A 25708-nucleotide genomic window follows, 5' to 3' on the forward strand; every position below is an offset into this window, starting at 1 on the left:
ATCAAACTTTCAGTTCACCACAAGCAAATATCATTTCGCCCACACCGCATGAACGAGGCCCTGGAGAAGCGCATGAGCAAACTGCACCTGAACGGCCCGAAACTGCTGGAACAGATCCATGCACTGGGCGAGATCGGCGCCGATGCGCAGAACGGAGGCCGCACGCGTATCGCCCTCACCGACGCCGACAAGGCCGGCCGCGACCAACTGGTTGCCTGGATGCGCGAGCTCGAACTGGAAGTCGCTATCGACCGCATCGGCAATATCTTCGGCACGCTGCGCGCCCCCGACGATGCCGCACCGCTGATGATCGGCTCGCATATCGACAGTGTCACCAATGCCGGTGCCCTGGACGGCTGCTACGGCGTACTGGCCGGGCTGGCGGTACAGCGGGCCTACCGCGAGGCCGGCGTGACGCCCGCACGCTCGATTACCGTGGCGGCCTTCAGCAACGAGGAAGGCGTGCGCTACCAGCCGGACATGATGGGCTCGCTGGTGCATGCCGGCGGGCTCGCGCTGCTGGCGGCGCTGGACACCCTCGGCACCGATGGCACACGCCTGGGTGACGAGCTGCAACGCATCGGCTACGCCGGCGACATGGAGCCTGGCGCCATCATGCCCCACGAGTACCTTGAGCTGCATATCGAACAGGGGCCGCTACTGGAAGCCGAGCAAACGCAGATCGGGGTGGTCGAGAACCTGCAAGGGATCTCCTGGCAGCAGGTGACGGTAACAGGCAACGCCAACCACGCCGGCACCACCCCGACCCGCTTGCGCCACGACGCAGGCTTCGTCGCTTGCGCCGCGGTCACCGAGCTGCGGCGCCTGGCCCAGGACAGCGGCACGACACTGGCTACCACCGGCTGCATGCGTTTCGAGCCCGACGTGATCAACGTGATCCCACGCCGCGCCACCTTTACTGTCGACCTGCGCGACCCGGACGAACAGCGCCTGCAACAGGCAGAGGCGCACCTGGCGCGGATACTCCGAGCGCTTGCCGAAGCCGAAGGGGTCACCCTCGAAACCGAACAGTTGGTGCGTTTCCAGCCGGTGACATTCGACGCCGCGCTGGCCAACGCCATCGAGGCCAGCGCTCGGCGCCTGGGCCTGAGCCATCGGCGCATGACCTCCGGCGCCGGGCACGACGCGCAGATGATCGCGCGCATCGCCCCGGCGGCGATGATCTTCGTGCCCAGCCAGGGCGGTATCAGCCACAACCCCCGCGAGCATACCGACGACGCCCAGTTGCTCGACGGCGCGCGAGTGTTGCTGGACGTGGTCACCACACGGCTGAATCCCACACGCTGATCCCGCCCTGTTGCTCTGCCTATTGGAGAATCACATGCTTTTCGCCAACCCCAACGCCACCCGCACGCCCTACCCTCGTGCCCTGCAAGCCCTGATGAACATCCGCCAGGCAAACGAGAGCCGCCAATGGCTGGCGCACTGGCCGCAACTGCGTGCCACCGGCACGCCACTCTACGACCTGCCTGACCTGGCAGCCGAACTGGGTGTCGGCCAGGTGCGGGTCAAGGACGAATCGGTGCGCTCACCCCTGGGCAGTTTCAAGGCATTGGGGGCGCCCATCGCCCTGGTGCGCCTGATCCTGCGCACCTTCCCCGGGCACGGTTTCATCGCCGCCGACCTGTTCACCGGCCGGCACGCCAGCCAGCTGGCCGGTTTCAGCGTGGTCAGCGCCACCGACGGCAACCATGGCCGCGCCCTGGCCGCCGCCGCGCAGAGCGTGGGATGTCGCTGCGTCATCGTCCTGCACGCCCACGTCAGCGTGGAGCGCGAGCAGGCCATTGCCGCCTACGGCGCGCAGATCGTAAGGGTCGAGGGCAACTACGACGCCTCGGTGGCGCACGCCGCGGCCTTGGCCCAGGCCCACGGCTGGCAGGTGGTTTCAGACACGTCCTACGATGGCTACGAACAGATCCCCGGCGATGTGATGCAGGGTTACGGAACCCTCGTCGCCGAGCTGGTCGAGGCCAGTGGACAAGATCCGGCCTTCACCCATGTGTTCCTGCAAGGAGGCGTGGGTGGCTTGGCGGCGGGCATCGTCAGCTACCTCTGGGAGCTGATGGGTGAACAACGTCCGACTTTCATCGTGGTCGAACCGAAGCAGGCCGACTGCCTGCTGCAAAGCGCCATGGCCGGCCAGCCCCGTGCCGCCAGCGGCTCGGTGGACTCGTTGATGGCCGGGCTGGCCTGCGGGGAAACCTCACCGCTGGCATGGCGGTTCCTGCAGCCGAGCGTCGACTTCTTCATGACCCTGGATGACAGCGATGCAGTCGCGGCGATGCGCCGCCTGGCGCAAGGCAGTGCCCGGGATATTCCGTTGCTGGCGGGTGAGTCGGCGGTTGCCGGGCTGGCAGGGTTGGCGCGGTTGATGGCGGTGCCTGCACTGGCGGCCCAGGTGGGCCTCGGACGCGATTCGAAGGTATTGCTGATCAGCACCGAAGGGGCCACCGCGCCAGCCCTGTATACCGAGTTGGTGGGGGAAACGCCGGCATCGGTGCTGGCACGGCAACGGGCGTGGCGCTGAATCAGGATACCCTCTGTGGAAATTCGCTTTACCTGTCTATAACTTCAGGGTTCATCATCGCCCCATTGCATGAGGGGAAGACAGGTGTATCGCATTTCCGAACTGGCGGCGAAGGTGGGACTCAGCCGCTCCACGCTGCTCTACTACGAAAAACTCGGGCTGGTCACCTCACGGCGCCAGGCCAATGGTTATCGCCTCTACCATGAGCAGGACCTGCAGCAGTTGCGCCTGTTGCAACAGCTGCAGGCCGGCGGCCTGAGCCTGAAGGAGTGCCAGGCGTGTCTGGAGGCGCGACTCGACCGGCCGGCCCTGCTCGAACGCCTGCGCAGCCTCGACGAGGAGATCGCCGCCCGCCAGCGCTCGCGTGAACTGCTCGCGGCCATGCTTGGGTTGTCGTCCATGCGCCCCTGGCACCAGGCCCTCGAGCAGCAGGCGCCCGGCGCCCACCTGGCGTGGTTGCGCAGGCAAGGTTTCAGTGAAAAACAGGCCCTGCGCCTGAAATGGCTATCGCGCGACATGAACCAGCACGAACACTACATGGCCGACTTCGAACGCATTGTCGAAGGCCTGAAGCACCTTGGGCCAGGCTCGGCGCAGGATTCGCTGAAAGCGTTGCGCGCCCTGCCCCGCCCGCCCGCGACATTGCTGGACATCGGCTGCGGCCGTGGCGCCACCAGCGTGCTGTTGGCCGAACATAGTGCGGCGCAGATCACCGCGCTGGACAACGACGAACACAGCCTCGGCTGCCTGCGGGAAACCCTGACCGCCAGAGGCCTGCAGGAGCGCGTCACGCCGCTGTGCGCAAGCATGACCCACCTGCCATTCGCCCCCCAGCGCTTCGACACGATCTGGGCCGAGGGCTGCGCCTACATCATGGGCTTCGACAACGCCCTGGCGTACTGGCGCACCTTCATCGAGCCCCAGGGTTGCCTGGTGGTCAGCGACCTGGTGCGAGTGGCCGACAGGCTAGCGCCAACGGCCGAGGCCTTCTGGCAAGCCGCCTACCCGGACCTGCAAAGCGTCGACACCCGCCTGGCCGCCATCACCCGCCAAGGCTATCGCTGCCTGCTGCACTTCCCTCTGAGCGCGCAGGCCTGGGCCAACTATCTGGAGCCGCTGCGCGAACGCGTGGCCGCCCTGGCAAACGACACGTTCGCCTCCCAGGCCCTGGCCGACATCCGGCGCGAACTCGAGATCCATCAAAACCACCTGGGCGAGTACGGGTATCATCTGTTCATCATGCAGACACGCTGAACCCGCCCCAGGACATGGAGTCACCATGAACATCGAAAAACTGCAGAACCGCCTGGACTTCCTGCGCCAAGCCGAACAACTCAAGAGCGTGCTGCGCAGCGCCCATACCTCCAGCGGCCGTGCCGAAAGCACCGCCGAGCACACCTGGCGGCTGTGCCTGATGGCCATCACCTTCGCCGACGAACTGGGCGACCTCGACCTGCTCAAGGTCCTGAAGATGTGCCTGGTCCACGACCTCGGCGAGGCCATCAGCGGCGACGTGCCCGCCGTCAGCAAGCAGGGTTTCCCCGACAAGAGCCAGCAGGAACGCGATGACCTGCTGCAACTGATGGCGAGCCTGGATGCGCCCCTGCGCGAGGAGATCATGGGGCTGTGGGAAGACTATGAAGCCGCGACGTCCGCCGAAGCCCAGGCGGTCAAGGCCCTCGACAAGCTGGAGACCCTGCTGCAGCACAACCAGGGCCGCAACCCACCGGGATTCGACTACGCCTTCAACCTCAACTACGGCAAGCGCTACACCGCCGCCACACCGCTGTTCGAGGCCCTGCGCGGCCTGATCGACGCCGACACGCGCAGGCACCTGGACAATGGCATCGCCCTGCGCGACGAACGCCCCGAAGACATCGATGCCATCGGCCAACTGACCGAAGCCGCCTTCGCCAACGCCGAGCACAGCAGCCACACCGAACAGTTCATCGTCACGGCGCTGCGTCGGGCGGGGCAGCTCACTGTCTCGCTGGTGGCCGTGGAAGCCGGCGCTGTCGTCGGCCATGTGGCGATTTCCCCGGTCACCCTGACGTCGGGCGCCAGCGGCTGGTTCGGCCTCGGGCCGGTGTCGGTGTCGCCGGCGCGCCAGGGGCAAGGCATCGGCTCGGCGCTGATCAATGCCGCGCTGGCCCGGCTGCATGGGCTGGGCGGCCAGGGCTGCGTGGTGCTGGGCGACCCGCGCTACTATGCCCGCTTCGGCTTCAAGGCCCAGCCGGGCTTGACCTTGCCGGGGGTGCCTGCCGAGTACTTCCAGGCCCTGGCCTTCAGCGGTGATGTGCCGCAGGGCAGTGTGCAGTACGCCACGGCGTTCGAGGCAACCTCCAACGCGTAAAGCGCGGTCGCTGCAGGCGCGGGGCAAGCCTGCGCCTGCAGGTTACGCATCATCACAAGAGTCGACGCGGGCAGATGTGCTCCGCAGCCAGCGACCATCGTCTACCTGAACGTCTTCGACCGCGTCTTTCCTCCGCACCAGGTTTTCCGATGCAAGCACTCCTGCAAGAGATCCTCGACCACGTCCGCCCCCTGCTCGTCCAGGGCCAGGTGGCGCAGTACATTCCCGCCCTCGCCCAGGTCGACCCCAACCAGCTGGGCATCGCCGTACAGAGCCTGGACGGCCAGCTGCACTGCGCCGGGGATGCGCGCACGCCGTTCTCGATCCAGAGCATCTCCAAGGTGTTCAGCCTGGTGCAGGCGATCAATCACAGCGGCGAGGACATCTGGTCGCGGCTGGGCTACGAGCCTTCGGGGCAGGCGTTCAACTCGCTGGTGCAGCTGGAGGTGGAAAAGGGCCGCCCGCGCAACCCGTTCATCAATGCCGGGGCGCTGGTGATCTGCGACATCAACCAGTCGCGCTATGCCACGCCTACCCTGTCGATGCGCGACTTCGTCCGCCGCCTGGCGGCCAACCCGCGTATCGTCAGCGACACGGTGGTGGCCGAGTCGGAGTACCAGCACCGCGCGCGCAATGCGGCCATGGCCTACCTGATGCAGGCCTTCGGCAACTTCCACAACGATGTCGACGCAGTGCTGCGCAGCTACTTCCACCACTGCGCGCTGTCGATGAGCTGCGCCGACGTGGCCCGTGGCTTCGCCTTCCTGGCCAACAGCGGCTACTGCCCGCACAGCGGTGAACAAGTGCTCAGCCCACGTCAGGCACAGCAGGTGAACGCGATCATGGCCACCAGCGGGCTGTATGACGAGGCCGGCAATTTCGCCTACCGGGTCGGCCTGCCGGGCAAGAGCGGCGTGGGCGGCGGCATCGTCGCGGTGGTGCCGGGGCGCTACAGCATCTGCGTGTGGTCGCCGGCGCTGAACGCCTCGGGCAACTCGCTGGCGGGGTTGCGCGTTCTGGAGCTGTTGAGCGAGCGGATTACCGGGTCGGTGTTTTCGGCGGTCTGAGCGAAGTCGTCGCCTAAGGAGGGCTTTCGCGCCAGGCCGACGGGCTCAGCCCGGTCCAGCGCTTGAACGCCCGGCGAAAACCGCGCACATCGCTGTAGCCCAGCGTCTCGGCGATGCGCTCGATGGCCATCCGCGGGTTGCCCAGCAGGCTCATCGCCCGCGCCTGGCGCACCTGCTCCTGCAAGCCGTCAAAGGTCATGCCGTGCTCGTTCAGATGCCGGCGCAGGGTGCGGCTGCTCATGTTCAGGTCAGCGGCGACGCTATCGATACGGCAGCCCTGGGGCAGGTCGCGGGCGATGGCGCGCTCCACGGTCTGCAGCAGGCTGGCCTTTTGCTGCAGCGGCGCGCATTCCATCTCCAGCAGGGTGAGTGCCTGGCGCAAGGCCACGGGTTGATGGCCTGGCAAGGGCTGGTCCAGCCAGTGGCTGGCGATCACCATGCGGTTGTGCAGGCAACCGAACGCCACCTCAGGGCCCAACAGGCAAGCGTAGGCCTCCAGGTAGGCCGGCGCGGCATGGGTGAACTCGAAGCGCAGCGGCGCGAAGCCGGTGCCGATCAGCGCCCGGCTGTAGACCATCAGGCTGGCGAAGAACTCTTCCACCGCGAACACCTGGATATCGGCATAGGGCAACCGGCATTCGACCTCGACGAAGGTCTCCCGCTCGCCCTCATGCAGGCTGTATACCGCGATGCCGCCGCTGGTGTGCTGGTAGCGCGCGCCCACCTCGAAGGCATCGCGCAGGGTCCGGCACAGCGACAGCACATGCCCCAGCAGGCCCAGGGTACCCAGCACGTTGCGATGCCCGACCCATAACCCCAGCCCCTGACCAGGCAGCGCCTCCAGGGTGCGACGGATCAGCGTCACCGCCTGGCGGCAGGCGATGCGCTGGGCCGGGTCCTGCAGCTCGCCGGGGGTGAAGCCCAGGCCGCGACACAGCCGCTCGCCGTCAAGGCCACGGTCGCTGGCGAGCTGGATCAGCGTCTGCAACATGAAAGGCGAGGCCAGCGCCTGGTCCAGCTGCGGGTCGAGGGGGGTATGGGGCATGGCGACGACTCCCGAACCGAGACGCCTGGATTCTTGTTGTCGGGGCTGCGCTCGGCGCCGTCATCATATCGCGCAGGGGAAGGCCCTGGCGGCGAGAGTAACAAAATATTGCAGAGTGTCCGGCAAAGCCCCCCTGCCTGGCCGGTACGGCCCTGCATCCCCGGGCGGCCAGCGCTTATTTGTATAGGGCGGCCGACGCCGCTCGCCCACAACAACAAGAACGAGCCCGACCATGACCCCGACCCGCCGCCCCTGGCTGCCCCCGGCAGCCGCCTGCATGCTCAGCGCCAGCCTCGCACTCTCGGCCCACGCCACCGAGAACGGTGTCGACAACATCGGCCCCGGCACCGACGGTTTCTTCGTCCTGCCGCTGAACGTCGATCAACTGCCGGAGCACATGTTTGCTTTCAACCTGTACTACAACCACTACCAGGCGCGGGAGCTGGATATCAGTTCGCTCGGTGGCAAGGTCCCGCAGGTGAAGATCACCTCCGACGCGATCATCCCGCGGCTGGACTATCTCAGCCCGCTGCGCGTGTTCGGCGGTCGGCTCGGCGGCTACGTGGCGCAGCCCTACATGCGCCAGCAAGTGGCGATGTTCGGCCAGCGCAGCCGCCACGAAAGCCAGGGCGACGTTACGGTCGCACCCATCATCCTCTGGGACCTCGGCCCACGCCTGACCCTGGGCGCGGCGCTGGAGATCACCCTGCCCACCGGGGATTACGAAGCCACGCGCCTGGCCAACACCAGCAACAACTTCTACACCTACAAGCCTCTGTTGTCGGCGACCTGGCTGCCCAGCGAACGCAGCGAGCTGTCGGTCAAGGCTACCTACAGCTTCAATGAAGAGAATCACGACACCGACTACCGCTCGGGCCAGCTGTTCCATTTCGACTATTCAGCCAGCTACCGGGTGACCGACAACCTGCGCCTGGGGGTCAATGGCTACTACGTGAAGCAGACCACCGACGACAAGCAGTTCGGCCGAACCGTGAGTTTCATGGGCGAGGATGTCGATGACGGTGTGCGTGGCCAGGTGTTCGCCATCGGCCCGGCGCTGCATTACACCTTCCTCGAGTACGCCAGCATCGAGGCGCGCTGGGCCAAGGAGTTCTCGGTGCGGAACAGGCCGGAGGGCGAGATGCTGTGGGTCAAGCTGAGCTTGCCGTTCAGTTTGTGATGCTCGCTTCTGAAGCTATCAATGACCCTTTATTGAACGTGACCCTGTGGGAGCGACGGTCTTGTGTTGTTTGTAAGGGCCTCATCGCTGGCAAGCCAGCTCCCACAAGGACGACGCTTGGCTTGAGGGCCGCGCGGTCGGTGTGGGAGCCGGCAACGCCGGTGCCCGACAACTCACGCATACACCGGCCACCTCTCGACAATCCGTCCGTCGCGCACCGCCAGCAGGTCGCCGAACTGCAGCAGGATCGCCTCGGACTGGGTCGGTCGCAGGAACACCTGGTCGTCGACCTGCAGCCCGACCGCTGCCGAGCCATTGAGCATTTCCTGGTTGGAACTGCGCCCGTACAGGCCGTTGAAACGCAGGCCCCGGGGCGACTCCGGCTCGGCCAGCCAGTTGCCGCCGTAGATGAAGAAGGTCTCGCGCTGATTCGGGTCCCACCAGGCGAACAACGCCGACTTGCCGTCCAGCGCCGGGATCTGCACCGCCCCCGTGCGCTTGATCACCGGCGTGGCGATGTAGGCCGCAGGCATGTGGTCCTGCAGCGACGGCAGGTCATAGTGGCTGGGTTTGAGCAATGCCGAGCCCACCGACACCTCGCTGCTGGTGCGCTCGTGCTCGTGCATGCGATAGCTCGGGCTGCCGGCAGTGTTGAGCGTCAAGTCCGTGCGCCACAGCCCGGGATAGCGGCTACGGGCATGCTCGACGAAACCGTCGTACGCGCCCATGACCTTGGCGAACAGCGCCTCGGGTGAACCCAGGATGCCCGGCACACCCATGCCGACAAAGGGGTCGTAGCCCATGAAGCCGGCGAAGGTCAGGTGCCGGGGGTTGGCGGCGATGATGGCGAGCATCCGCTCCAGCTCCGCCACATCCTTTACCCCGCCACGGTGCAGGCCGACATCCAGCTCGATATTGATCCGCAGCCGTGTGCCCAGCCCCTGGGCCAGTGCCAGGTACTGTTGCAGGCGCTCGGGGGTGTCGAGCAGCCATTGCAGTTGCCTGGCCGGATCGAAAGCGCCGCGGTGCGCTTCGTAGAACAACTGCGCCGAACGCACCGGCAACGGTTTGCCGAGCAGGATGTCGGCATCGGCAAAGCGCACGGCGTCATGGTTGAGGAACGGCTGGTGGAAGGACATCAAACGGCCGGTGCCGGCGCGCCGTGCGATGTAGTCGAGCAACTGCGGCGAAGGCAGCGACTTTTCCACCAGGCGCAGGTGCTTGCCGGCGCGGCGCACCGACTGGGTCACCACGTCGATGTTGTGGTCCAGGCGGTCGAGGTCGATCAGCATCACCGGGCGCATCGGCCCGTGCTCGCGCAGTTCGCGCTGCAGCCTGGCGAAATAGTCGCTGTGCGGCGCGCCCTGTGCGCCGGGGCGCAGCCAGGCGCCGGCGGCGGCCAGCAGCACGCCGGCACCGGCGGCGCCGACCAGGAATCTGCGTCTGTTCATCTACACCTCCTAGTGGGCCACGCCCAGGATCGAGGCCAGGTGGGCATTGAGGAACTTGCCGGTCGGGTCCAGCGCCTGGCGCACCTCGGTAAACTCCTTCCAGCGCGGATACAACGGTTGCAGGGTGCGCGCATTGAGGGTGTGCAGCTTGCCCCAGTGCGGGCGCCCGGCGTACTTCCAGAAGATCGGCTCGATGGCGGCGAAGAAGTTGTGGTGGTCCATGCTGTAGTGCTGGTGCACCGAGATCGAGCAGCTGTCGCGCCCTTCGAACATGCTCAGCGGGATATCGTCGGCCTTGACGTAGCGGTACTCGATGGGGAACCAGGTGCGCAGGTCGCGCTCGCGAATCAGCGCGAGGATCTCCCGCAGGCATGCCGGCCCCTGCTCGGCGGGCACCGAGTACTCCATCTCGTTGAAGCGCACGTTGCGCACGTTGGCGAAGATCGCGTACGAGTCATCGACCCGCTCGTCGAAGCTGGCGACATGCCGCAGGCTGTTGAGCAACGCCCGCCGCGCGGCGGGAAAGTCACTGCCGTACTTGTCGAGCTTCTCGATCAGGCTGACGAACTCATTGCCGCCTTCACTCGCCGGGTCCCGGGCGGCGGTCGGTGCATCCTCGGTTTCGTTGAGGGCGATGGACAGCGCGTAGTCGGAGTGGGTGATCACCAGCATTTCCCAGTGCTGGTTTTCGCGGGTGTTCTTTTCCACCTCCTCCAGCAATTCGTCGGTACGGGCGATCCACTGCCGCTCGCGCAAGCGGAAGGCCTCGCGGTTCTGCAGGCGGATGCGCGTGGCCACACCCAATGCGCCGAGGGACACCCGCGCCGCGGCGAACACTTCAGGGTGCCGGCGGCTGTCGCAGTCGAGCACTTCACCGCTGGCCGTGACCAGTTGCAGGCCGCTGACCCGTGAAGAATACGAACCGAAGCCGACGCCGGTGCCATGGGTCGAGGTGGCGATCGCACCAGCCAGGGTCTGGTAATCGATGTCGGCCATGTTCGGCAGTGCCTGGCCGACCGCCTTGAGCGCCGCGCCCATCGACGCCATCGGCGTGCCGGCGGCGAACTCGGCCTGCAGCGTGGCGGGGTCGTGATCGAGCAGGCCGCTGAAGTGACCGAGCGACACCAGGGTGCCGTCGGTTGGCACCAGGGCACTGAAGGAATGCGCCGAGCCGACCGGGCGCACTTTGCCGGTGGCCTGGCCGATGACCTGGACCAGCTCGTCCAGACTCTGCGGCGCCAGCCGCGCCTCGGGCAGGCAGCTCTGCGCGCCGGACCAGTTGCGCCAGGGAATCAGCCGTGGCGCGCGCAACAGCTGCGCCAGCGCCGGGTTGCCGGACAGCGCCAGCAAGGCGCAGGCCGCGCCCGCCTGTTGCAGCCAGCGGCGTCGAGAGAGGTGGATCGCCATGGGGATACCTTGCGTTCAGTGAAGGGTCTGGCCGGCCATGTAGCCGATCAGGGCCAGGAACTGTGCCTCGGAGCACTGCATGCACAGGCCCATGGGTGGCATGCCCTGGTAGCCGTTGATGCTGTGGTCGAGCAGGCGATCCGTGCCCTGGGCAAGACGTGGCGCCCAGGCCGCCGTGTCGCCGGCCAGGGGGGCACCGGAAGCCGGGTTGGCGTGGCAGGTCTTGCAGGTGCTGGCATAGAGCGCGGCCAACGCCGGGTCGGTGGGGGCGGCCTGGGTGGCGGCGGGTTTGCTGTCGTCCCGGCAACCGCCGAGCAGCAATGCCAGGGTGGTCAGGGCGGCTGCGCGCAGCAGCGGTGGAAAAAGCGGCATGGTGCTCCCCTCTTCTACCGTGCCTGGGCACGGCGTTTTCTTGTGGTGGGTAGGGGCAACAGTAAGGCGGGAACAGGCTGGCGGTTCAGGGCATTGGCGGCCAGCAAGGGGGGTGGGATCGGACAATCCTGCAAGGCGGGACTGGCCCGCTTGCAGGGAGCAGAAGATGACGAGCGCTACGTGGGAGATTCTATGGTTTGCAGCAAGCCAGTTTTCCGCCTTTAGTGACATATTCGTCCTGGTTTTTCATCAGGGCGAATGCCACTCGTGCAAGCTTTCTAGCCAGGATTACCAGCGCCTGTGTCGTTGCTTTACCCGCTTTCCGATATTGTTCGTAGACGTCTTTCCAAGCAGCCGATCGGCTCGCCGCCATGGCGGCGTTATGCAATAGACGCCTGATCTCCGAGCAGCCTCTTTTCGTCAGGCGGCGGCGTCCATTTTTCTGTCCTGAATCACTGACTCGTAGATCCATTCCCAGGAATGCAATGTACGAGTCACTGCTTTTGAACTCGCCCCGCATAAAGGCCATCACCAATGCCGTAGCGGTGAGAAAACCAATGCCCTCTATCGCTTGGCAGCGGGCAACTTGTTCGTGCAGGCCAGCTTCTCGCAGCACTTCCTTAATCTTTTTTTGGATCAGTAGATCCAGCCTGTCTATGGATTTTACAAAGGTTTTGAAGGCGACTTTCAACAAGGCTTCATTAGCCCAGCTCTGCATCATTGCAGTGCGAGCAGTCACCAAGGCCGATCTGCGTCGAAGAAGGCTCTGTAGCTTGCCGTAGACGGCGGGAGGAGGAGTCCAAGGGCGAAGGTCTTCCCCCTCGTTTTTCAAAAACCGGGACAGCAGCCGAGCATCAGAAGGATCCGTTTTCACTCGTCCACCCACGCTTTTCCGGTAGTTGCTCAGCTGGAACCCATCAATGACATACACCTCGAAGCCTAGGCTGTGAGCCAGTTCAACCAGATCGAGGTGATAAACATTAGTCGCCTCAACAGCAATAGCCGTGTTGAGAGGCTGCTGTTTCAGCCATCTTTTGATTTCGAGTTTGGCGTTTTTCAGCCTGATGACCTCATCGCGATCATCGTGATGAATCACCAGTTCAGCTTTCGCGACATCCGCACCCACGATCAGCTTGCCAACCTGCATTGCCATGGGCGCTTCCTCACGTTATGGTTTTTTGGCTTGAAGGGGTTTCACCAAGAGGCGCTGGCTTGCTTCTATCGTCGCTTGCAAACGATGCATTCTTTATCGGCGCTTTGGTGGAAGGGGTGGGGCGATGTCTCCCACGGTCTGTACTGATGCGAACAGTCAGAATCGGGCATTTAGTCCCACCACCCCTTCAAGTCTAACCATACAAGCGGGCTAGCCCGCTCCCACGTAGTCTCTCTTCAGGCTTGGGGGCACGAGGCGTGCCCCGTCAGCCCTTGTTGGTCAGGCCGTCAAGCTGACCTTCGACCGTCACCGGCCCGACCTTCAGCTTGCCATCATCCAGCGACACGCTGGGCAGGCCGGCTTCAGGCAGCTTGGGCAGGTCGAGGGTGGCCTTGACCTGGTAACCGAGCGGTTTCACCTCGGCCCCGACCGTGTTCCCGCCCTGCTCCACGCCCTTGACCTGCAGCCCCAGCTCGCGCTGCGCCGCGATCTGCGACGTTTCCTGGACCCCGGCCTTGCGCACGAACTCGCCCTGGGCACTGAACGACGGCGTGTAGCCGAAGGCGGGCTTGGCTTCGCCCTCCTTGGCCTCGCCCGGCTTGCCGACAAGGCCGGCGCCCAGGTCAAGACGCACCGAGGTGGTGGTGTCCTGACGCTCCTGGATGCTGAGCCCGCCGTCGAGCTTGCCGCCGATGTGCTGGCCTTCGACACGCGCGCCGCTCAGTTGCGCCGCGCCCGTGCTGTTCAACGCCACCGTGTCGGCGGCGATCCGGCTGTTCTCCTGGGTGGTGCCCTGCAGATGATCCACGTGCACCTTGCCGCCGAGGTCGAAATCATGGGACGCAGTGGCCTGCTTGTCGGCGTCGGCCGGGGTATTGCGGCTCAGGTTGCCGCCGGCCTTCAGCTCGACGCCCCAGTTGTTGCGGCTCTGGGTGGACTGCGCCGACTCCAGCGCCAAGCCACCCTCGCCTGCGCCGACGTTGACGCCCCTAGCTGCGACCTGCGTGCCCTGCAGATGCACCGACTGGCCGGCCAGGTCCACATTGGCGCGGCTGGTCAGCTGGCCGCCGCTCAGGGTCTGCGAGCGTTCGTTGGTCTGGCCCACATTGAAGTTGCCGCCCAGCTTGCCGCTCAGGTCGCGGCCCTGCTCACCGGTGGCTGCCTTGCCGCCGAGATTGAGGCCGCCGCCCAGGTGGCTGCCGCTGACGGTCCGGGTGTCGCTGGCGGCCTGCAGGTCGAGAGCGCCACCGGCCTTGAGTTCGACCGGGCCCGCCGCGTCGATGCGCGTACCTTGCAAGGTCTGGTCGCCAGCGCTGCCCAGCCGCACCGGGCCGCTGCCGCTGATGCTCGCCACCTGGGCCTTGCTGTCGGCACTGTGTTCGCCGGCATGATCGAGTTGCAACCCTGCGCCCAGGTCGACCTTGTCACCCACCGGCAAGGTGCCCACGGTCAGCGAAGCGCTGCCACCGAGGCTGCTGGTGTCGCGACGCTCATGGTTGCTGGCCTGCTCCAGGGCCAGCTTGCCGCCAGTGTTGACGGCCACCGCGCCCTGGCCACCGTCGAGGCGGCTGCCTTCGAAGCGGGCATCGCCGCCGACCTGGATGTTCAGGCCCTGATTGCCACTGAAGGTGCCGACCACGGCAGTGGAACGGTCTTCGGCCAGGCTCTTGCTCCCCCCCGAACCACTGGCGGTCACATTCAGGTCCTCGCCGGTCTTGGTGTAGACCCGGGCGGATACATCGGCATTCACCTGCTGCTCGCTGCGGCTGTGGGTGTTGCTGGCCGCGTCGGCCTGCAACGTGCCAGCCTTGACGTTCAGCGCGCCGCCGTTGGCGTTGTACTGGGTGCCCTGATCCTTCAGTGCACCGGCCACGTCCAGCAGGACGCCCTGGCCGTTGAACTGGCTGACCACCGCGGTGCCGGTCTGCTCGCCCTGCTGCTGGCTGGCATGGCCCACGGCCAGGTCGACGCCCAGGTTCGGCGTGCCGAGCTTGCCCAGGGCATCGCTCAGCGAGGTCTTGCCGGCAAGCACGTCCTTGACATCGCCCAGCGGCAACTTGCCGTCGAGCGCGTCCTTCACCGACACCTTGCCGTCCACCACATCCTTGACCACCCCGGCGATCGGCCGGGCGATGTCCTTGTACTCGACATTGACACCGACATCCGCCGTCCAGTTGCTCTGCTGGTGGCTGCTGCTGCTGGTGTCGCGAGCCGCGCGGTTGTCCACCTGGTTGGCGCTGACGCTCAGGGTGCCGGCGCTGTTGACCTGCGCGCCTTCGCTGGCCAGGGTGTCGGCCTTGATGGTCAAGCTGCCGGCGCTGTCGATGCCGGTGGTCTTGGCAGTGCTGCTGCTCGAGGTGTCCTGCTGGGTACCATGGGCGAAGTCGACCCCGGCGCCGGCACGGTCGAGGCCGGCGGTGAGGTAGACACCACCCTCGGTGTGGCTGCTGTCGCGGGACTCGCTGCGGCTGTCCTGCTCAGCCAGCAAGGACACCTGCTTGCCGGTCAGGGTGGTATCGCCTGCGGTGGACTTTACCGCTGCGCCCTTGACGGTCAGGTCAGCGCCGGCGGTCAGCTGAACCTCGCTGCCGCTGAGGCTGGAACCCTGCTGGCTGACCTGGCTGCCAGTGGCGCTCTGGCGATCGCTCGCATAGCCGACGCCGGCGCGATACTGCCCCGAGCCCGGCGCGGTCTCCTTGGCCGAGGCCACGAAACCACGGCTGCTGCTGGCGCTGCCGTGCTCACGGGTATCCTGGGCCGAGGCGACCTTCAGGTCGCCCGCCGCGTCGGCGTTCAACGCGCCGGTGGCCTTGACCGTAGAGCCGACCACCTCGATGCTTTCGGCGCTGTTCAGGCCGACACTGCCACCGGCCACCAGCTCGCTGCGCACGGCGGTGCTTTCCCGGCTGTTCTGCTTGGCTTCGTTGTGGCTGACGCCGAAGAACTTGCTCTGCTGGTTCTGGCTGTCGCGCTGGTCGGTGCGCGAGGCGTTGCTGATCTGCACCTGCTTGCCGGCGATGCGGATGTCCTGGCCGCTGGTCAGCTGGGCACCTTCGGCCAGCACCGAAGCCTTGGCCCGCAGTTCGATATCGCCGCCCTTGAGCTGGCTGGTGACGCTGCGCTGGGTTTCGCTGCGGTTGTCCCAGTCGGCCTTCCAGAAGCCCTTGGTGTGCTTGCCCTGGTCGCTGTTGACCTGGCGTTCGGTGGCAGCGGTCAGGCGCAGGTCGCCACCGCTGTTCAGGCTCAGTTGGCCGGGCGCCTCGATGCTGGCGGCATTGGCGGTGAGATCCTGGCCGGCATTCGCCCGAGCATCACGCTGGGCCACGACCTGCACCCCATGCTCGCGGGTATCGCTGTCGATCTGGGTACGCTGGTAGGTTTCCCAATCGATGCCCAGTGCACCGCTGCGCCAGTTCTCGCGTTTTTCCTGGAGCTTGCGGCTTTGCACGGTGCTCAGGGTGAGGTTGCGCCCGGCGTCGAGCTTGACGTCGCGCCCGGCCACGTCGGCGGCGGCCAGAGTCAGGTCCTGGGCACCACGCAGTTGCACATCGCCCTGGCTGCTGCGCACGCCCGCGCGGGTCGCTTGCAGCGAGTCGGCCACGGCGGCGCCGCTGATGTTCAGGTCACCCGCCGAGTCGATGCGCACGCCGTCGCGGCCTTCGATCTGCCCCGGCCCGACCCGCACCCCGGCACCCTGTGCGGTGCTGACGATATTGATGCGCCCGGCCTGCATCGCGCCGAACAGGCTGGCGTCGATACGCTGCTCGCCGCTGGCCGCGCCACCGTCAAGCACCTTGACCTGGCCGCTGGCGTAATCCACCTGGTTGCGGCCCACGGTGAGGTTGAGCTGGTCCCGGGCATCCAGGCGGCCCTGGCTGTCGATGCGCGGGGCGATCAGGTTGACCGAACCGCCGTCGTTGCGCAGGCCGGCGCCCTGCACCTGCAACTGGCCGCTGGCGTCCTGGGTGCCCAGGGCCTTGAGCCGGCCCGCGTCCAGCTCGGGGCGGCCCACCACCAGGCTCGCGTTGGGCGCGTTGATGAAGCTGGCGCCGTTGACCGAGATGCCGTTGGGGTTGGCCAGCACATAGTCGGCGGCACGGCCGAAGATTTCCTGGGCGCCATTTATGGCGGAGGCATTGCGGCTGACCACTTCATTGAGGATCACGCTCGCCGCCTGGCCCTGGAACTGCGGGTTGGCCGCCAGCTCGCCGGCCAGCTGCGAGTGCCCGGCCTGCAGGGCGTTGTTCAGTACCAGGCCCTGGCGGTCGACGTTGTAGTCGAGGAACTGGTTATGCGACAGGCCCGCGCCGTTGGGGGCGACGATATTGACGATGGGCACGCCGCCCTGGGTCTGCAGTTGCGCCGTGCCCCCGGGCCCGGGGGCGACCACTACGCCGCCGGCCAGCGCCTGGGGCAGGCTGGTGGCCAGCAGCAGGCTGGCGATCGCCCAGCGCAGCTTGCCTTGCGGGGACAAATTGAAGGTAAAGGGGGTCTTGGGCATAGGTCACTCTCCATGTAGGTACTGCTGAATCGGTGCGCTCAAATCTGCACGGCGGCCCGCAACAGCCAGACTTCGGGCTCGCGCTGGTAACCGCGGGGCGTGTTGAGGCTGCGCTGGTAGTCGATGTCCAGTTGCAGCGCCTTCCAGCCCAGGTTCACGCCCAGGCTCGCGCCGCTCAGGCGCTGGCTGGCGGCACCGTGGTCGGCCTTGATCCAGCCGTGGTCCAGGCCCAGCCGTGGGGTGACGCTCAACAGCCCCTGCGCCCGCAACGGCAGGCGCAGGGTGTTGCGCCATACCGCCCCACTGGCGCCGGACAGGCTGCTGATGCGGTAGCCGCGCACGGCCGAATCGTCGGTGCCGAGCAACTGCTCGATGGCCGGCAGCGGGTCGGGGCTGTACTGCAGGTTGAGCTGGCTCTGCCACTGCCAGGCCTGGCCCAGCAGCTGGCCATTGCGCCACTGGCTGAGCCCGGCGCGGTACTTGTGGAACTGCGCCCTGGGCAGGTCGGGCACCGGGCGATCGGCATCGTCGTCGGCACCGAACCAATGCAGCCCCTGGGCATAGTTGAGGTCGAGGTTCCACACCGCGTGGTCGAGCCAGAACAGGTTCAGCCCGGCCTCGGCCACGGTCAGCGTCGGGCTCTGCACGTCCAGGCGCACCTTGGCGAACTCGCTGTCGACATCCTTGTGCGCCAGTTGCAGGCTGGCGCTCAGTTGATGGCGCTGGTCGCGCCACAGCACGCGCTCGCCGCGCAGGCTGAGCTGGTCGGTGATGCCGCGGCTATGCAGGGTCAGCGTGCTGAGCTTGACCGGCGAGCGGTACTCGGCATGGCTGGCGAACAGGCTGAAGGTCCAGTAGCCATAGGGGATCGCGTAGTACAGGCTGGCGTTGCGGCTGTAACGATCGCCCTGGTTGAGGGTATCGCTGGCCGACAGGCTGAGCAGGTCGTTGAGTGCCAGCGGGTTGTCCAGGCCCAGGCTGAACACGCGACGGTCGCGCCCGGTGCTGGCGCTGCCGAGGTTGTCCAGGCCCAGGCCCACGGCCACCCGTGGCTGGCCGGCGCTGCGCGGGCGCAGGATGATCCGCGAGGCGCCCGGCTGGCTGCCGGGGGCGATGTCGGCGGTCAGGTCGACCGAGCGCAGGCGGTTGAGCTGGTCCAGGCCCTGCTCCAGGTCACGCAGGTTCAGCGGCTCGCCGAGCATACCGGGGAAGGCCCCGGCCAGGGACACCGGCAGGCGCTGGTCGGCCAGTTCGATGGCCTCCAGGTAGCCCTCGTCCACCAGGATGTCCAGCGACTGCCCGGCTGCCGGCGCGCTGCTCAGGTAGGGCCGGCTGGCGATATAGCCCTTTTCCAGGTACAGCGCGGTGATACTCGCCAGCAGCTGGTTGATCTGCCCCACGCCCATGCACGCCGCCACCAGCGGGTCGATGCGCGCATCGAGGGTGGCACGGTCGATCAGGGTAACGCCGCCCACCCGCACTCCGGCCAGCGGCCAGCAATGCGTATCCGGGGCCGAGGCCTGGGGGATCTGTGCGGAAGTATCGGGCCCGGTGAACGCACCGCGCTGCAGTTGACGGCGGCGTTGTTCCAGTTGCAGTTGCTGCAGGTCCTGTTGTTGCTGTTGCTGTTGGCGCAACACTTCCTGGCCGGGCACGAACGTCTCGGCACGCACGTTGCCCAGGGACAGGCAAGCCAATACGACACACAGCGATACGCGACGGCAATCAATAGCAGACAGGTACGACATACAACACCCATTCGCAGGCAAAGGCACAGCGAGAATCGCAGCACTTGGAACTTCCCGGCACGGTTACCGAGAGTTATCGGCACACGTGCAATAACTTTAGAAAGTTGAGCGTTATTCACTGGAACGCTCACGGAAAAGTTAATGACTGCCAATTACCACCCGAAGCCTGGCATGACCAACTGGTCACCCGACACCCCGTATTTCAGAGGCTAGAGGGACTGACGCGCTAGATTGTCCAACAATCAAACTTGCCGACTGTTTGAGCCAACGGTACTTCTAGACACGAGCGGGAGACACCGGACTTTAGTCGCATGCCGCCTGCGCACAGCAACTTGGAAACACCCAAGGGGATTCTACTTCGGTGAAACGCGCCGAAACTAAGCCGAATAATTGGCCCGTGCGGCGACGATTCGTGCTGAACTTTCGACTCTATTGAAGCGACTGTCCTCGAATTTACTTGCAACTCGAGTACGCGTTAGATGCCTGGTGTATGCTCGCGACATCACAGCCCACCGCACTGAAATGCCCCTCGACAAGGACAACAGCATGCCCCGCCTGGACTGGCTTGAACACCACATGGCCCACAGCGATACCCTCGCCCAGTGGCTGCACCAACAGTTCCACTACGAGTACGCGGACGTGCCGCTTGCCGACTGGCAACGCGAGTTCGCCGAAGGCCAGCGCAACGGCCAATGGCGATGCCTGGTCGCCCTCGACGGTGACCGCCTGCTGGGCAGCGCCGCCCTGGCCAGCGACGACCTGCCCGGGCGCAGCGACCTTGGTCCGTGGCTGGCCTGCGTGTTCGTCACCCCGCAAGCACGAGGGCAAGGCCTGGCGGAACAACTGATCGCAGGCATCTGCGCCCATGCACGCAGCAGCGGGGTCAGCACGCTCTACCTGCACACCCACGACCAGAGCGCCTACTACGCCAAGCGTGGCTGGGTGCCGCTGGAACCCTTCGAGGCCTGGGGGCAGCAGCACTGGCTGATGTCACGCGCGCTCTGATCGCGTGCCTGTTGGCCTCTGTAGAAGCGGGCTTGCCCCGCGCCAGGGCCATCCGTGTCGCACACAAATGATCCAGCAGGGAATTATTTAGCGCGCCGTTGTATCTGACCCTAGGTACAAGGCTGGCCAAACCATGGCCATGCCCCAAGCCTTCAAGGACAACGGCCCATGAAATCACGCAGAAAACCCGTCAAGCCCATCGGCTTGAAGGACATCACCATCGTCGACGACGCCAAGATGCGCAAGGCCATCACCGCCGCCGCCCTGGGCAACGCGATGGAATGGTTCGACTTTGGCGTCTACGGCTTCGTCGCCTATGCCCTGGGCAAGGTGTTCTTCCCCAACGCCAGCCCCGGCGTGCAGATGATCGCGGCACTGGCCACCTTCTCCGTGCCCTTCCTTATTCGCCCACTGGGCGGGCTGTTCTTCGGCGCCCTGGGCGACCGCTACGGGCGCCAGAAAGTGCTGGCCGCGACCATTGTGATCATGTCCCTGAGCACCTTCGCCATCGGCCTGATCCCCTCCTACGCCAGCATCGGCATCTGGGCGCCGATCCTGCTGTTGCTGGCGAAGATGGCCCAGGGCTTCTCGGTGGGTGGTGAATACACCGGTGCCTCGATCTTCGTCGCCGAATACGCCCCGGACCGCAAGCGCGGCTTCCTCGGCAGCTGGCTGGACTTCGGCTCGATCGCCGGCTTCGTCCTCGGCGCCGGCGTGGTGGTGCTTATCTCGACGCTCCTCGGCGAGGAACAGTTCCTCGAATGGGGCTGGCGCCTGCCGTTCTTCCTGGCCCTGCCGCTGGGCCTGATCGGCCTGTACCTGCGCCACGCGCTGGAAGAAACCCCGGCCTTCCAGCAACACGTCGAAAAACTCGAGCAAGGTGACCGCGAAGGCCTGGCCAGCGGCCCGAAAGTGTCGTTCAAGGAGGTGGCGACCCAGCACTGGCGCAGCCTGCTGACGTGCATCGGCGTGGTGATCGCCACCAACGTCACCTACTACATGCTGCTCACCTACATGCCCAGCTACCTCTCGCACAACCTGCACTACAGCGAAGACCACGGCGTGCTGATCATCATCGCGATCATGGTCGGCATGCTGTTCGTGCAGCCGATCATCGGCCTGCTCAGCGACAAGTGGGGGCGCAAGCCATTCATCATCATCGGCAGCGTCGGGCTGTTCGCCCTGGCGGTCCCGGCGTTCATGCTGATCACCAGCGGCAAGCTGGCGGTGATCTTCGCCGGCCTGTTGATCCTCGCCGTGCTGCTGAACTTCTTCATCGGCGTGATGGCCTCGACCCTGCCGGCGATGTTCCCCACGCATATCCGCTACAGCGCCCTGGCCAGCGCCTTCAACATCTCGGTGCTGATCGCCGGCCTGACCCCGACCCTCGCCGCCTGGCTGGTGGAAACCACCGACAACCTGTACATGCCGGCCTATTACCTGATGGTGATCGCCGTGATCGGCCTGCTCACTGGCCTGACCATGAAGGAGACCGCCAACCGTCCGTTGCGCGGCGCCGCCCCGGCCGCCTCGGATATCGACGAAGCCCGCGAACTGCTGCAGGAGCACCACGACAACATCGAACAGAAGATCGAGGACATCGACGCGCAGATCGCCGAGCTGGAGGCCAAGCGCAAGACCCTGGCCCAGCAGCACCCGCGCATCGATTGAGGAGGCTTGCGCATTCCGCCGGATTGCTTGCCTGATCCTCTGAACCTGCGGGGTGCATCGATTGCGCAACGGGGCCATGTGCTAGCGTTTCTGGATTGGGGAACAGCGTATTCCCCGCTTCCAGAACCGATGATCAGCAGGTGAGCCCATGGAACTAAGAATCAACCAGCAGACCTACCAGGTCGAGGCTGACGCCGACACGCCCTTGCTCTGGGTGATCCGCGACGACCTGGGCCTGACCGGCACCAAGTACGGTTGCGGCCTGGCCCAATGCGGCGCCTGCTCGGTGCTGGTGGACGGCAATGTGGTGCGCGCCTGCGTCACTCCGGTGGCCGGCGTGGTCGGTCGTGAAGTCACCACCATCGAGGCCATCGAAGCCGACGCCGTGGGCAAGCGCGTGGTCGCCGCCTGGGTCGAGCACCAGGTGGCCCAGTGCGGCTACTGCCAGTCCGGCCAGGTGATGGCGGCCACCGCGCTGCTCAAGCACACCCCCAAGCCCAGCACCGAACAGATCGACGCGGCCATGGTCAACCTGTGCCGCTGCGGTACCTACAACGCCATCCATGCCGCCGTGCACGAACTGGCCCAAGGGGAGAACGCCTGATGAACGCGCGTATCGACACCCCTGACGACCTGGCACGGCTGCGCAGCGGCGAAACGGTCAACCTGTCGCGCCGGCGTTTTCTCGCCGGCAGCGCCATCGGCGCCCTGGTGCTGGGCTTCGGCCTGCCGCTGGGCTCGGCGCGGGTGCAGGCCGCCGCCGCGTCCCCCGAGCGTGGCACCCAGGTGCCGGCCTTCCTGGAAATCCGCGCGGACGGCAGCGTGCACCTGCTCAGCCCGTTCATGGAGGGCGGGCAAGGCGTCAACACGGCCATGGCGCAGATCATCGGCGAGGAACTGGACGCCGACCCGGCCACCTTCGTGGTCGAAAGCGCGCCAGCGGGCGAGGCCTACGTGGTGATGGAGAACGGCCTGCGCATCACCGGCGGCAGCATGTCGGTGCGCATGAGCTACCCGACCATGCGCCGCCTCGGCGCCCTGGCTCGCGCCATGCTGCTGCAGGCCGGCGCCGAGCAGTTGGGGGTGCCAGTTGGTGAACTGAGCACCGAGCCTGGCAAGGTGGTGCACGCGGCCTCGGGCCGTGCGCTGGGCTACGGCGAACTGGCTACCAAGGCCATGGACCTGCCGGTGCCGGACCCGGCCAGCGTCAAGCTGCGCGACCCCAGCCAGTTCCGCTGGATCGGCAAGCCGGTGCAGCGCCTCGACGCCTACGACAAGTCCACCGGCAAGGCCGTCTACAGCATCGACGTCAAGGTCGACGGCATGCTCCACGCCGCAGTGCAGCATGCGCCGCGCCTGGGCATGACCGTAGGCAACCTGCGCAACGAGGAACAGGTCAAGGCCATGAAGGGCGTGCACTCGGTGCATCAACTGCCCGGTGCGGTCGCCGTGGTCGCCGAACGCTGGTGGCACGCCAAGCGTGCGGTGGAAGCGCTGCAGGTGGACTGGAAGGAAGTGGCCGCCGACAGCCAGGTGCGGCCTATGCCTGCCGACTTTTCCAGCGATGGCTGGCGCGAACACCTGGCCGCCCAGACCGGGCCGAGCCGCGACGAGGAAAACCACGGCGATGTCGCCGGTGCCCTGGCCGCGGCCAAGACCAAGGTCGAGGCCACCTACCACAACCAGTTCCTCAACCACGCGCAGTTGGAACCGCCCTCCGCCACCGCCCGTTTCAACCCCGACGGCTCGCTGGAAGTGTGGCTGCCCAACCAGGCCCAGGACATGTTCCGCGACGACATCGCCAAGCGCACCGGCCTGGACCCGGCGCGGATCACCCTGCATTCGCCACTGCTCGGCGGTTTCTTCGGTCGGCACTTCCTGTACGACTCGGCCACCCCCTACCCGCAGGCCATCGCCCTGGCCAAGGCGGTCGGCAGGCCGGTGAAACTGATCTGGAGCCGCGAGGAGGAGTTCCTGCGCGATGCCATGCGCCCCATGGCCGTGGTCAAGTTCCGCGCCGCGCTGGACGAGAAAGGCCTGCCGGTGGCCATCGAGGCAATCAGCGCCACCGAAGGCCCGACCGAGGCCATTGCCGGCAAGCAGGGCGACACGGTCGACCCCACCGCCCTCGAAGGGCTGTCGGGCAAGGCCTACGCCATCGCCAACAAGCGTATCGCGCAGATCTATGTCAAAGGCCCGGCCATGCTCGGCTACTGGCGCTCGGTGGGCAATTCGCTGAACGACTTCTTCTACGAGTCGTTCCTCGACGAGCTGGCCGACAAGGGCGGCCACGATCCCTTCGAGCTGCGCCTGCAACTGCTGCGGGACAACCCGCGCCTGACCACCCTGCTGCAGGCGGTGGGCGAATTGTCCGGCGGCTGGAAGCGCGGCCCGTTCACCGCCGAGGACGGCAGCAAGCGCGCCCGCGGCGTGGCCATGGCCTCGCCGTTCGGCTCGGAGGCGGCGGTCATCGCCGAAGTGTCGCTGGAGGGCGGCCAGGTCAAGGTGCACGACATCTGGCAGGCCATCGACCCGGGCAGCATCGTCAACCCGGCGATCATCGAGGCCCAGGTCAACGGCGCGGTATCCCTGGGCCTGTCCCAGGTGCTGCTGGAAGAATCGGTGTGGCTGAACGGCATGCCACGGGCGCGCAACTACGACCTCTACCCGGTGCTGCCGCCGTCGCGCATGGCCCGGGTGCATGTGCGCATCGTCGAGAGCGGGGCGAAGATGGGCGGCATCGGTGAACCGCCGCTGCCGGCGGTGGCGCCTGCGGTGGCCAACGCCGTGGCGCAGCTCACCGGCCAGCGCGTGCGCAGCATGCCCCTGAGCCGCCATACCTTCAGCTGACACGACAAGGACAGCCCATGAACAACAGCCGATTCGCAAGAACCGCAGGCTGGCTGGCCTTGCCGTGCCTGGTCGCGGCAGGCCTGCTGGCCTGGTACGTCACCCGCGAGCCCGCCTCGCCCTTCAGCGCCTCGGACAGCGCCGACGCCGCCCTGGTCAGCCGCGGCGAATACGTCGCCCGCCTCAGCGACTGCGTGGCCTGCCACAGCCTGCCGGGCAAGGCGCCCTTTGCCGGAGGCCTGGAAATGGCCACACCGCTGGGGGCGATCCATGCCACCAACATCACCGCGGACCGCGAGCACGGCATCGGCGCCTACAGCCTGGCCGACTTCGACCGCGCCGTGCGCCAGGGCGTGGCGCCGGGAGGGCGAAGGCTGTACCCGGCCATGCCCTACCCGTCCTATGCCAAGCTCAGCGACGACGATGTGCGGGCGCTCTACGCGTTCTTCATGAAGGGCGTGCAACCGGCAGCCGAAGCCAATATTCCCAGCAGCATTCCCTGGCCATTGAACCTGCGCTGGCCCATCGCCCTGTGGAACGGCCTCTTCGCACCGACCACCGCCTATGCGCAGAAACCCGACCAGGATCCGCTGTGGAATCGCGGCGCCTACATCGTCCAGGGCCCCGGCCACTGCGGCAGTTGCCATACGCCTCGGGGCCTGGCCTTCAACGAGAAAGCCCTGGACGAAAGCGGCGCGCCGTTCCTCGCCGGGGCCCTGCTCGATGGCTGGTACGCGCCGAGCCTGCGCCAGGACCACAACACCGGGCTCGGGCGCTGGAGCGAAGCCGAGATCGTGCAGTTCCTCAAGACCGGGCGCAATCGCCATGCGGTGGTGTACGGCTCGATGACCGAGGCGTTCAACAACTCCACGCAGTTCATGAGCGACGACGACCTGGGCGCGATCGCCCGCTACCTCAAGGCATTGCCCGGTGACCCTCGGCGTGATGGTGCGCCCTGGCAGTACCAGGCGACGGCCGCCGCGCCTGATGCGCCCGGCGCGCACACCTACGCGACCCGTTGCGCCAGCTGCCATGGCGCCGATGGCAAGGGCCAGGCCGAGTGGATGCCGCCGCTGGCGGGGGCCACCTCGATGCTGGCCGCAGAGAATGCCTCGGCGATCAACATCACCCTCAACGGCTCGCAGCGCATCGTCGCCGCCGGGGTGCCGGACGCCTACCGTATGCCGGCGTTCCGCGAGCAGCTGTCGGACCGGGAGATCGCCGAGGTGCTGAGTTTCGCCCGCAGTGCCTGGGGCAATCAGGGAGGCGCGGTGCAGGCCAAGGCGGTGGGCGAGCTGCGCGGGCATACCGACCCTGCCAGCAGCAGTCCGATCATTCTGCATATGCGCTGATACAA

General features: G+C 66.4%; 18 protein-coding genes and 1 pseudogene. 12 read left to right on the forward strand and 7 right to left on the reverse strand.

The window, feature by feature from the left end:
- Nucleotides 1-72 precede the first annotated feature (72 nt).
- From AAHK21_RS04175 to glsB, 6 genes and pseudogenes are all read left to right on the forward strand, one after another.
- On the forward strand, nucleotides 73-1308 hold the full coding sequence (locus AAHK21_RS04175) for a Zn-dependent hydrolase (RefSeq protein ID WP_367856520.1): 1236 nt from the start codon (nucleotides 73-75) through the stop codon (nucleotides 1306-1308).
- Nucleotides 1309-1342: 34 nt separating this feature from the next.
- The gene (locus AAHK21_RS04180; RefSeq protein ID WP_367856521.1) at nucleotides 1343-2548 is read left to right on the forward strand and encodes a diaminopropionate ammonia-lyase; all 1206 of its coding nucleotides are present in this window, start codon (nucleotides 1343-1345) and stop codon (nucleotides 2546-2548) included.
- 84 nt (nucleotides 2549-2632) lie between these two features.
- The gene (locus AAHK21_RS04185) at nucleotides 2633-3802 is read left to right on the forward strand and encodes a MerR family transcriptional regulator (protein ID WP_367856522.1); all 1170 of its coding nucleotides are present in this window, start codon (nucleotides 2633-2635) and stop codon (nucleotides 3800-3802) included.
- Nucleotides 3803-3827: 25 nt separating this feature from the next.
- Nucleotides 3828-4388, forward strand: a pseudogene (locus tag AAHK21_RS04190) (HD family hydrolase); the annotation flags it as partial.
- 6 nt (nucleotides 4389-4394) lie between these two features.
- Nucleotides 4395-4901, forward strand: a complete 507-nt coding sequence (locus AAHK21_RS04195) for a GNAT family N-acetyltransferase (protein ID WP_367858946.1) — start codon at nucleotides 4395-4397, stop codon at nucleotides 4899-4901.
- 149 nt (nucleotides 4902-5050) lie between these two features.
- Nucleotides 5051-5968, forward strand: a complete 918-nt coding sequence (gene glsB, locus AAHK21_RS04200) for a glutaminase B (RefSeq protein ID WP_038705799.1) — start codon at nucleotides 5051-5053, stop codon at nucleotides 5966-5968.
- Nucleotides 5969-5981: 13 nt separating this feature from the next.
- Here the strand turns inward: glsB and AAHK21_RS04205 are convergent, their stop codons facing one another.
- Complete coding sequence (locus tag AAHK21_RS04205) at nucleotides 5982-7013, reverse strand: AraC family transcriptional regulator (protein ID WP_367856523.1); 1032 nt, start codon at nucleotides 7011-7013, stop codon at nucleotides 5982-5984.
- 277 nt (nucleotides 7014-7290) lie between these two features.
- Between AAHK21_RS04205 and AAHK21_RS04210 the strand changes: the two genes are divergently transcribed.
- Nucleotides 7291-8193 carry a transporter gene (locus AAHK21_RS04210; RefSeq protein WP_367858947.1) on the forward strand — a complete coding sequence of 301 codons (903 nt, stop codon included), beginning with the start codon at nucleotides 7291-7293 and terminating at the stop codon, nucleotides 8191-8193.
- 173 nt (nucleotides 8194-8366) lie between these two features.
- Here AAHK21_RS04210 and AAHK21_RS04215 read toward each other — a convergent pair whose 3' ends face one another.
- From AAHK21_RS04215 to AAHK21_RS04240, 6 genes are all read right to left on the reverse strand, one after another.
- Complete coding sequence (locus tag AAHK21_RS04215; RefSeq protein WP_367858948.1) at nucleotides 8367-9575, reverse strand: DSD1 family PLP-dependent enzyme; 1209 nt, start codon at nucleotides 9573-9575, stop codon at nucleotides 8367-8369.
- A gap of 78 nt (nucleotides 9576-9653) precedes the next feature.
- Nucleotides 9654-10985, reverse strand: coding sequence for a D-arabinono-1,4-lactone oxidase (locus tag AAHK21_RS04220; protein WP_367858949.1), 1332 nt, complete (start codon nucleotides 10983-10985; stop codon nucleotides 9654-9656).
- Between the two features lie 81 nt (nucleotides 10986-11066).
- Nucleotides 11067-11423 carry a cytochrome c5 family protein gene (locus AAHK21_RS04225; protein ID WP_367856524.1) on the reverse strand — a complete coding sequence of 119 codons (357 nt, stop codon included), beginning with the start codon at nucleotides 11421-11423 and terminating at the stop codon, nucleotides 11067-11069.
- A 190-nt stretch (nucleotides 11424-11613) separates the two neighbouring features.
- Nucleotides 11614-12576 (reverse strand): IS110 family transposase, encoded by a 963-nt coding sequence (locus tag AAHK21_RS04230; protein WP_367856008.1) that lies wholly within the window; start codon nucleotides 12574-12576, stop codon nucleotides 11614-11616.
- A gap of 265 nt (nucleotides 12577-12841) precedes the next feature.
- Nucleotides 12842-17077: a hemagglutinin repeat-containing protein gene (locus AAHK21_RS04235; protein WP_367856525.1), complete on the reverse strand. Its 4236-nt coding sequence runs from the start codon at nucleotides 17075-17077 to the stop codon at nucleotides 12842-12844.
- Between the two features lie 38 nt (nucleotides 17078-17115).
- Complete coding sequence (locus AAHK21_RS04240; RefSeq protein ID WP_367856526.1) at nucleotides 17116-18825, reverse strand: ShlB/FhaC/HecB family hemolysin secretion/activation protein; 1710 nt, start codon at nucleotides 18823-18825, stop codon at nucleotides 17116-17118.
- A 546-nt stretch (nucleotides 18826-19371) separates the two neighbouring features.
- On the opposite strand from AAHK21_RS04240, the gene AAHK21_RS04245 reads away from it, so the two are divergent.
- From AAHK21_RS04245 to AAHK21_RS04265, 5 genes are all read left to right on the forward strand, one after another.
- Nucleotides 19372-19830 (forward strand): GNAT family N-acetyltransferase, encoded by a 459-nt coding sequence (locus AAHK21_RS04245; protein ID WP_367856527.1) that lies wholly within the window; start codon nucleotides 19372-19374, stop codon nucleotides 19828-19830.
- Nucleotides 19831-19998: 168 nt separating this feature from the next.
- The gene (gene proP / locus AAHK21_RS04250; RefSeq protein ID WP_367856528.1) at nucleotides 19999-21501 is read left to right on the forward strand and encodes a glycine betaine/L-proline transporter ProP; all 1503 of its coding nucleotides are present in this window, start codon (nucleotides 19999-20001) and stop codon (nucleotides 21499-21501) included.
- A 148-nt stretch (nucleotides 21502-21649) separates the two neighbouring features.
- Nucleotides 21650-22105 carry a (2Fe-2S)-binding protein gene (locus AAHK21_RS04255; protein ID WP_023631311.1) on the forward strand — a complete coding sequence of 152 codons (456 nt, stop codon included), beginning with the start codon at nucleotides 21650-21652 and terminating at the stop codon, nucleotides 22103-22105.
- A complete protein-coding gene (locus AAHK21_RS04260) occupies nucleotides 22105-24351 on the forward strand; it encodes a molybdopterin cofactor-binding domain-containing protein (RefSeq protein WP_367856529.1) in 2247 nt (748 codons plus the stop codon). The genes AAHK21_RS04255 and AAHK21_RS04260 overlap by 1 nt, the downstream gene beginning before the upstream one ends.
- Before the next feature lie 17 nt (nucleotides 24352-24368).
- Entirely contained in the window at nucleotides 24369-25703 is a 1335-nt protein-coding gene (locus AAHK21_RS04265; RefSeq protein ID WP_367856530.1) for a cytochrome c, read from the forward strand.
- The last annotated feature ends 5 nt before the right edge of the window (nucleotides 25704-25708 follow it).

Source organism: Pseudomonas sp. TE50-2 (assembly GCF_040813665.1).
GTDB lineage: Bacteria > Pseudomonadota > Gammaproteobacteria > Pseudomonadales > Pseudomonadaceae > Aquipseudomonas > Aquipseudomonas soli.

Coding starts and splice junctions, on each gene's coding strand:
- AAHK21_RS04175 (WP_367856520.1), top strand. CDS start 73: ATGAGCAAACTGCACCTGAACGGCCCGAAACTGCTGGAACAGATCCAT.
- AAHK21_RS04180 (WP_367856521.1), top strand. CDS start 1,343: ATGCTTTTCGCCAACCCCAACGCCACCCGCACGCCCTACCCTCGTGCC.
- glsB (WP_038705799.1), top strand. CDS start 5,051: ATGCAAGCACTCCTGCAAGAGATCCTCGACCACGTCCGCCCCCTGCTC.
- AAHK21_RS04205 (WP_367856523.1), bottom strand. CDS start 7,013: ATGCCCCATACCCCCCTCGACCCGCAGCTGGACCAGGCGCTGGCCTCG.
- AAHK21_RS04210 (WP_367858947.1), top strand. CDS start 7,291: ATGCTCAGCGCCAGCCTCGCACTCTCGGCCCACGCCACCGAGAACGGT.
- AAHK21_RS04225 (WP_367856524.1), bottom strand. CDS start 11,423: ATGCCGCTTTTTCCACCGCTGCTGCGCGCAGCCGCCCTGACCACCCTG.
- AAHK21_RS04230 (WP_367856008.1), bottom strand. CDS start 12,576: ATGGCAATGCAGGTTGGCAAGCTGATCGTGGGTGCGGATGTCGCGAAA.
- AAHK21_RS04235 (WP_367856525.1), bottom strand. CDS start 17,077: ATGCCCAAGACCCCCTTTACCTTCAATTTGTCCCCGCAAGGCAAGCTG.
- AAHK21_RS04240 (WP_367856526.1), bottom strand. CDS start 18,825: ATGTCGTACCTGTCTGCTATTGATTGCCGTCGCGTATCGCTGTGTGTC.
- AAHK21_RS04245 (WP_367856527.1), top strand. CDS start 19,372: ATGCCCCGCCTGGACTGGCTTGAACACCACATGGCCCACAGCGATACC.
- proP (WP_367856528.1), top strand. CDS start 19,999: ATGAAATCACGCAGAAAACCCGTCAAGCCCATCGGCTTGAAGGACATC.
- AAHK21_RS04255 (WP_023631311.1), top strand. CDS start 21,650: ATGGAACTAAGAATCAACCAGCAGACCTACCAGGTCGAGGCTGACGCC.
- AAHK21_RS04260 (WP_367856529.1), top strand. CDS start 22,105: ATGAACGCGCGTATCGACACCCCTGACGACCTGGCACGGCTGCGCAGC.
- AAHK21_RS04265 (WP_367856530.1), top strand. CDS start 24,369: ATGAACAACAGCCGATTCGCAAGAACCGCAGGCTGGCTGGCCTTGCCG.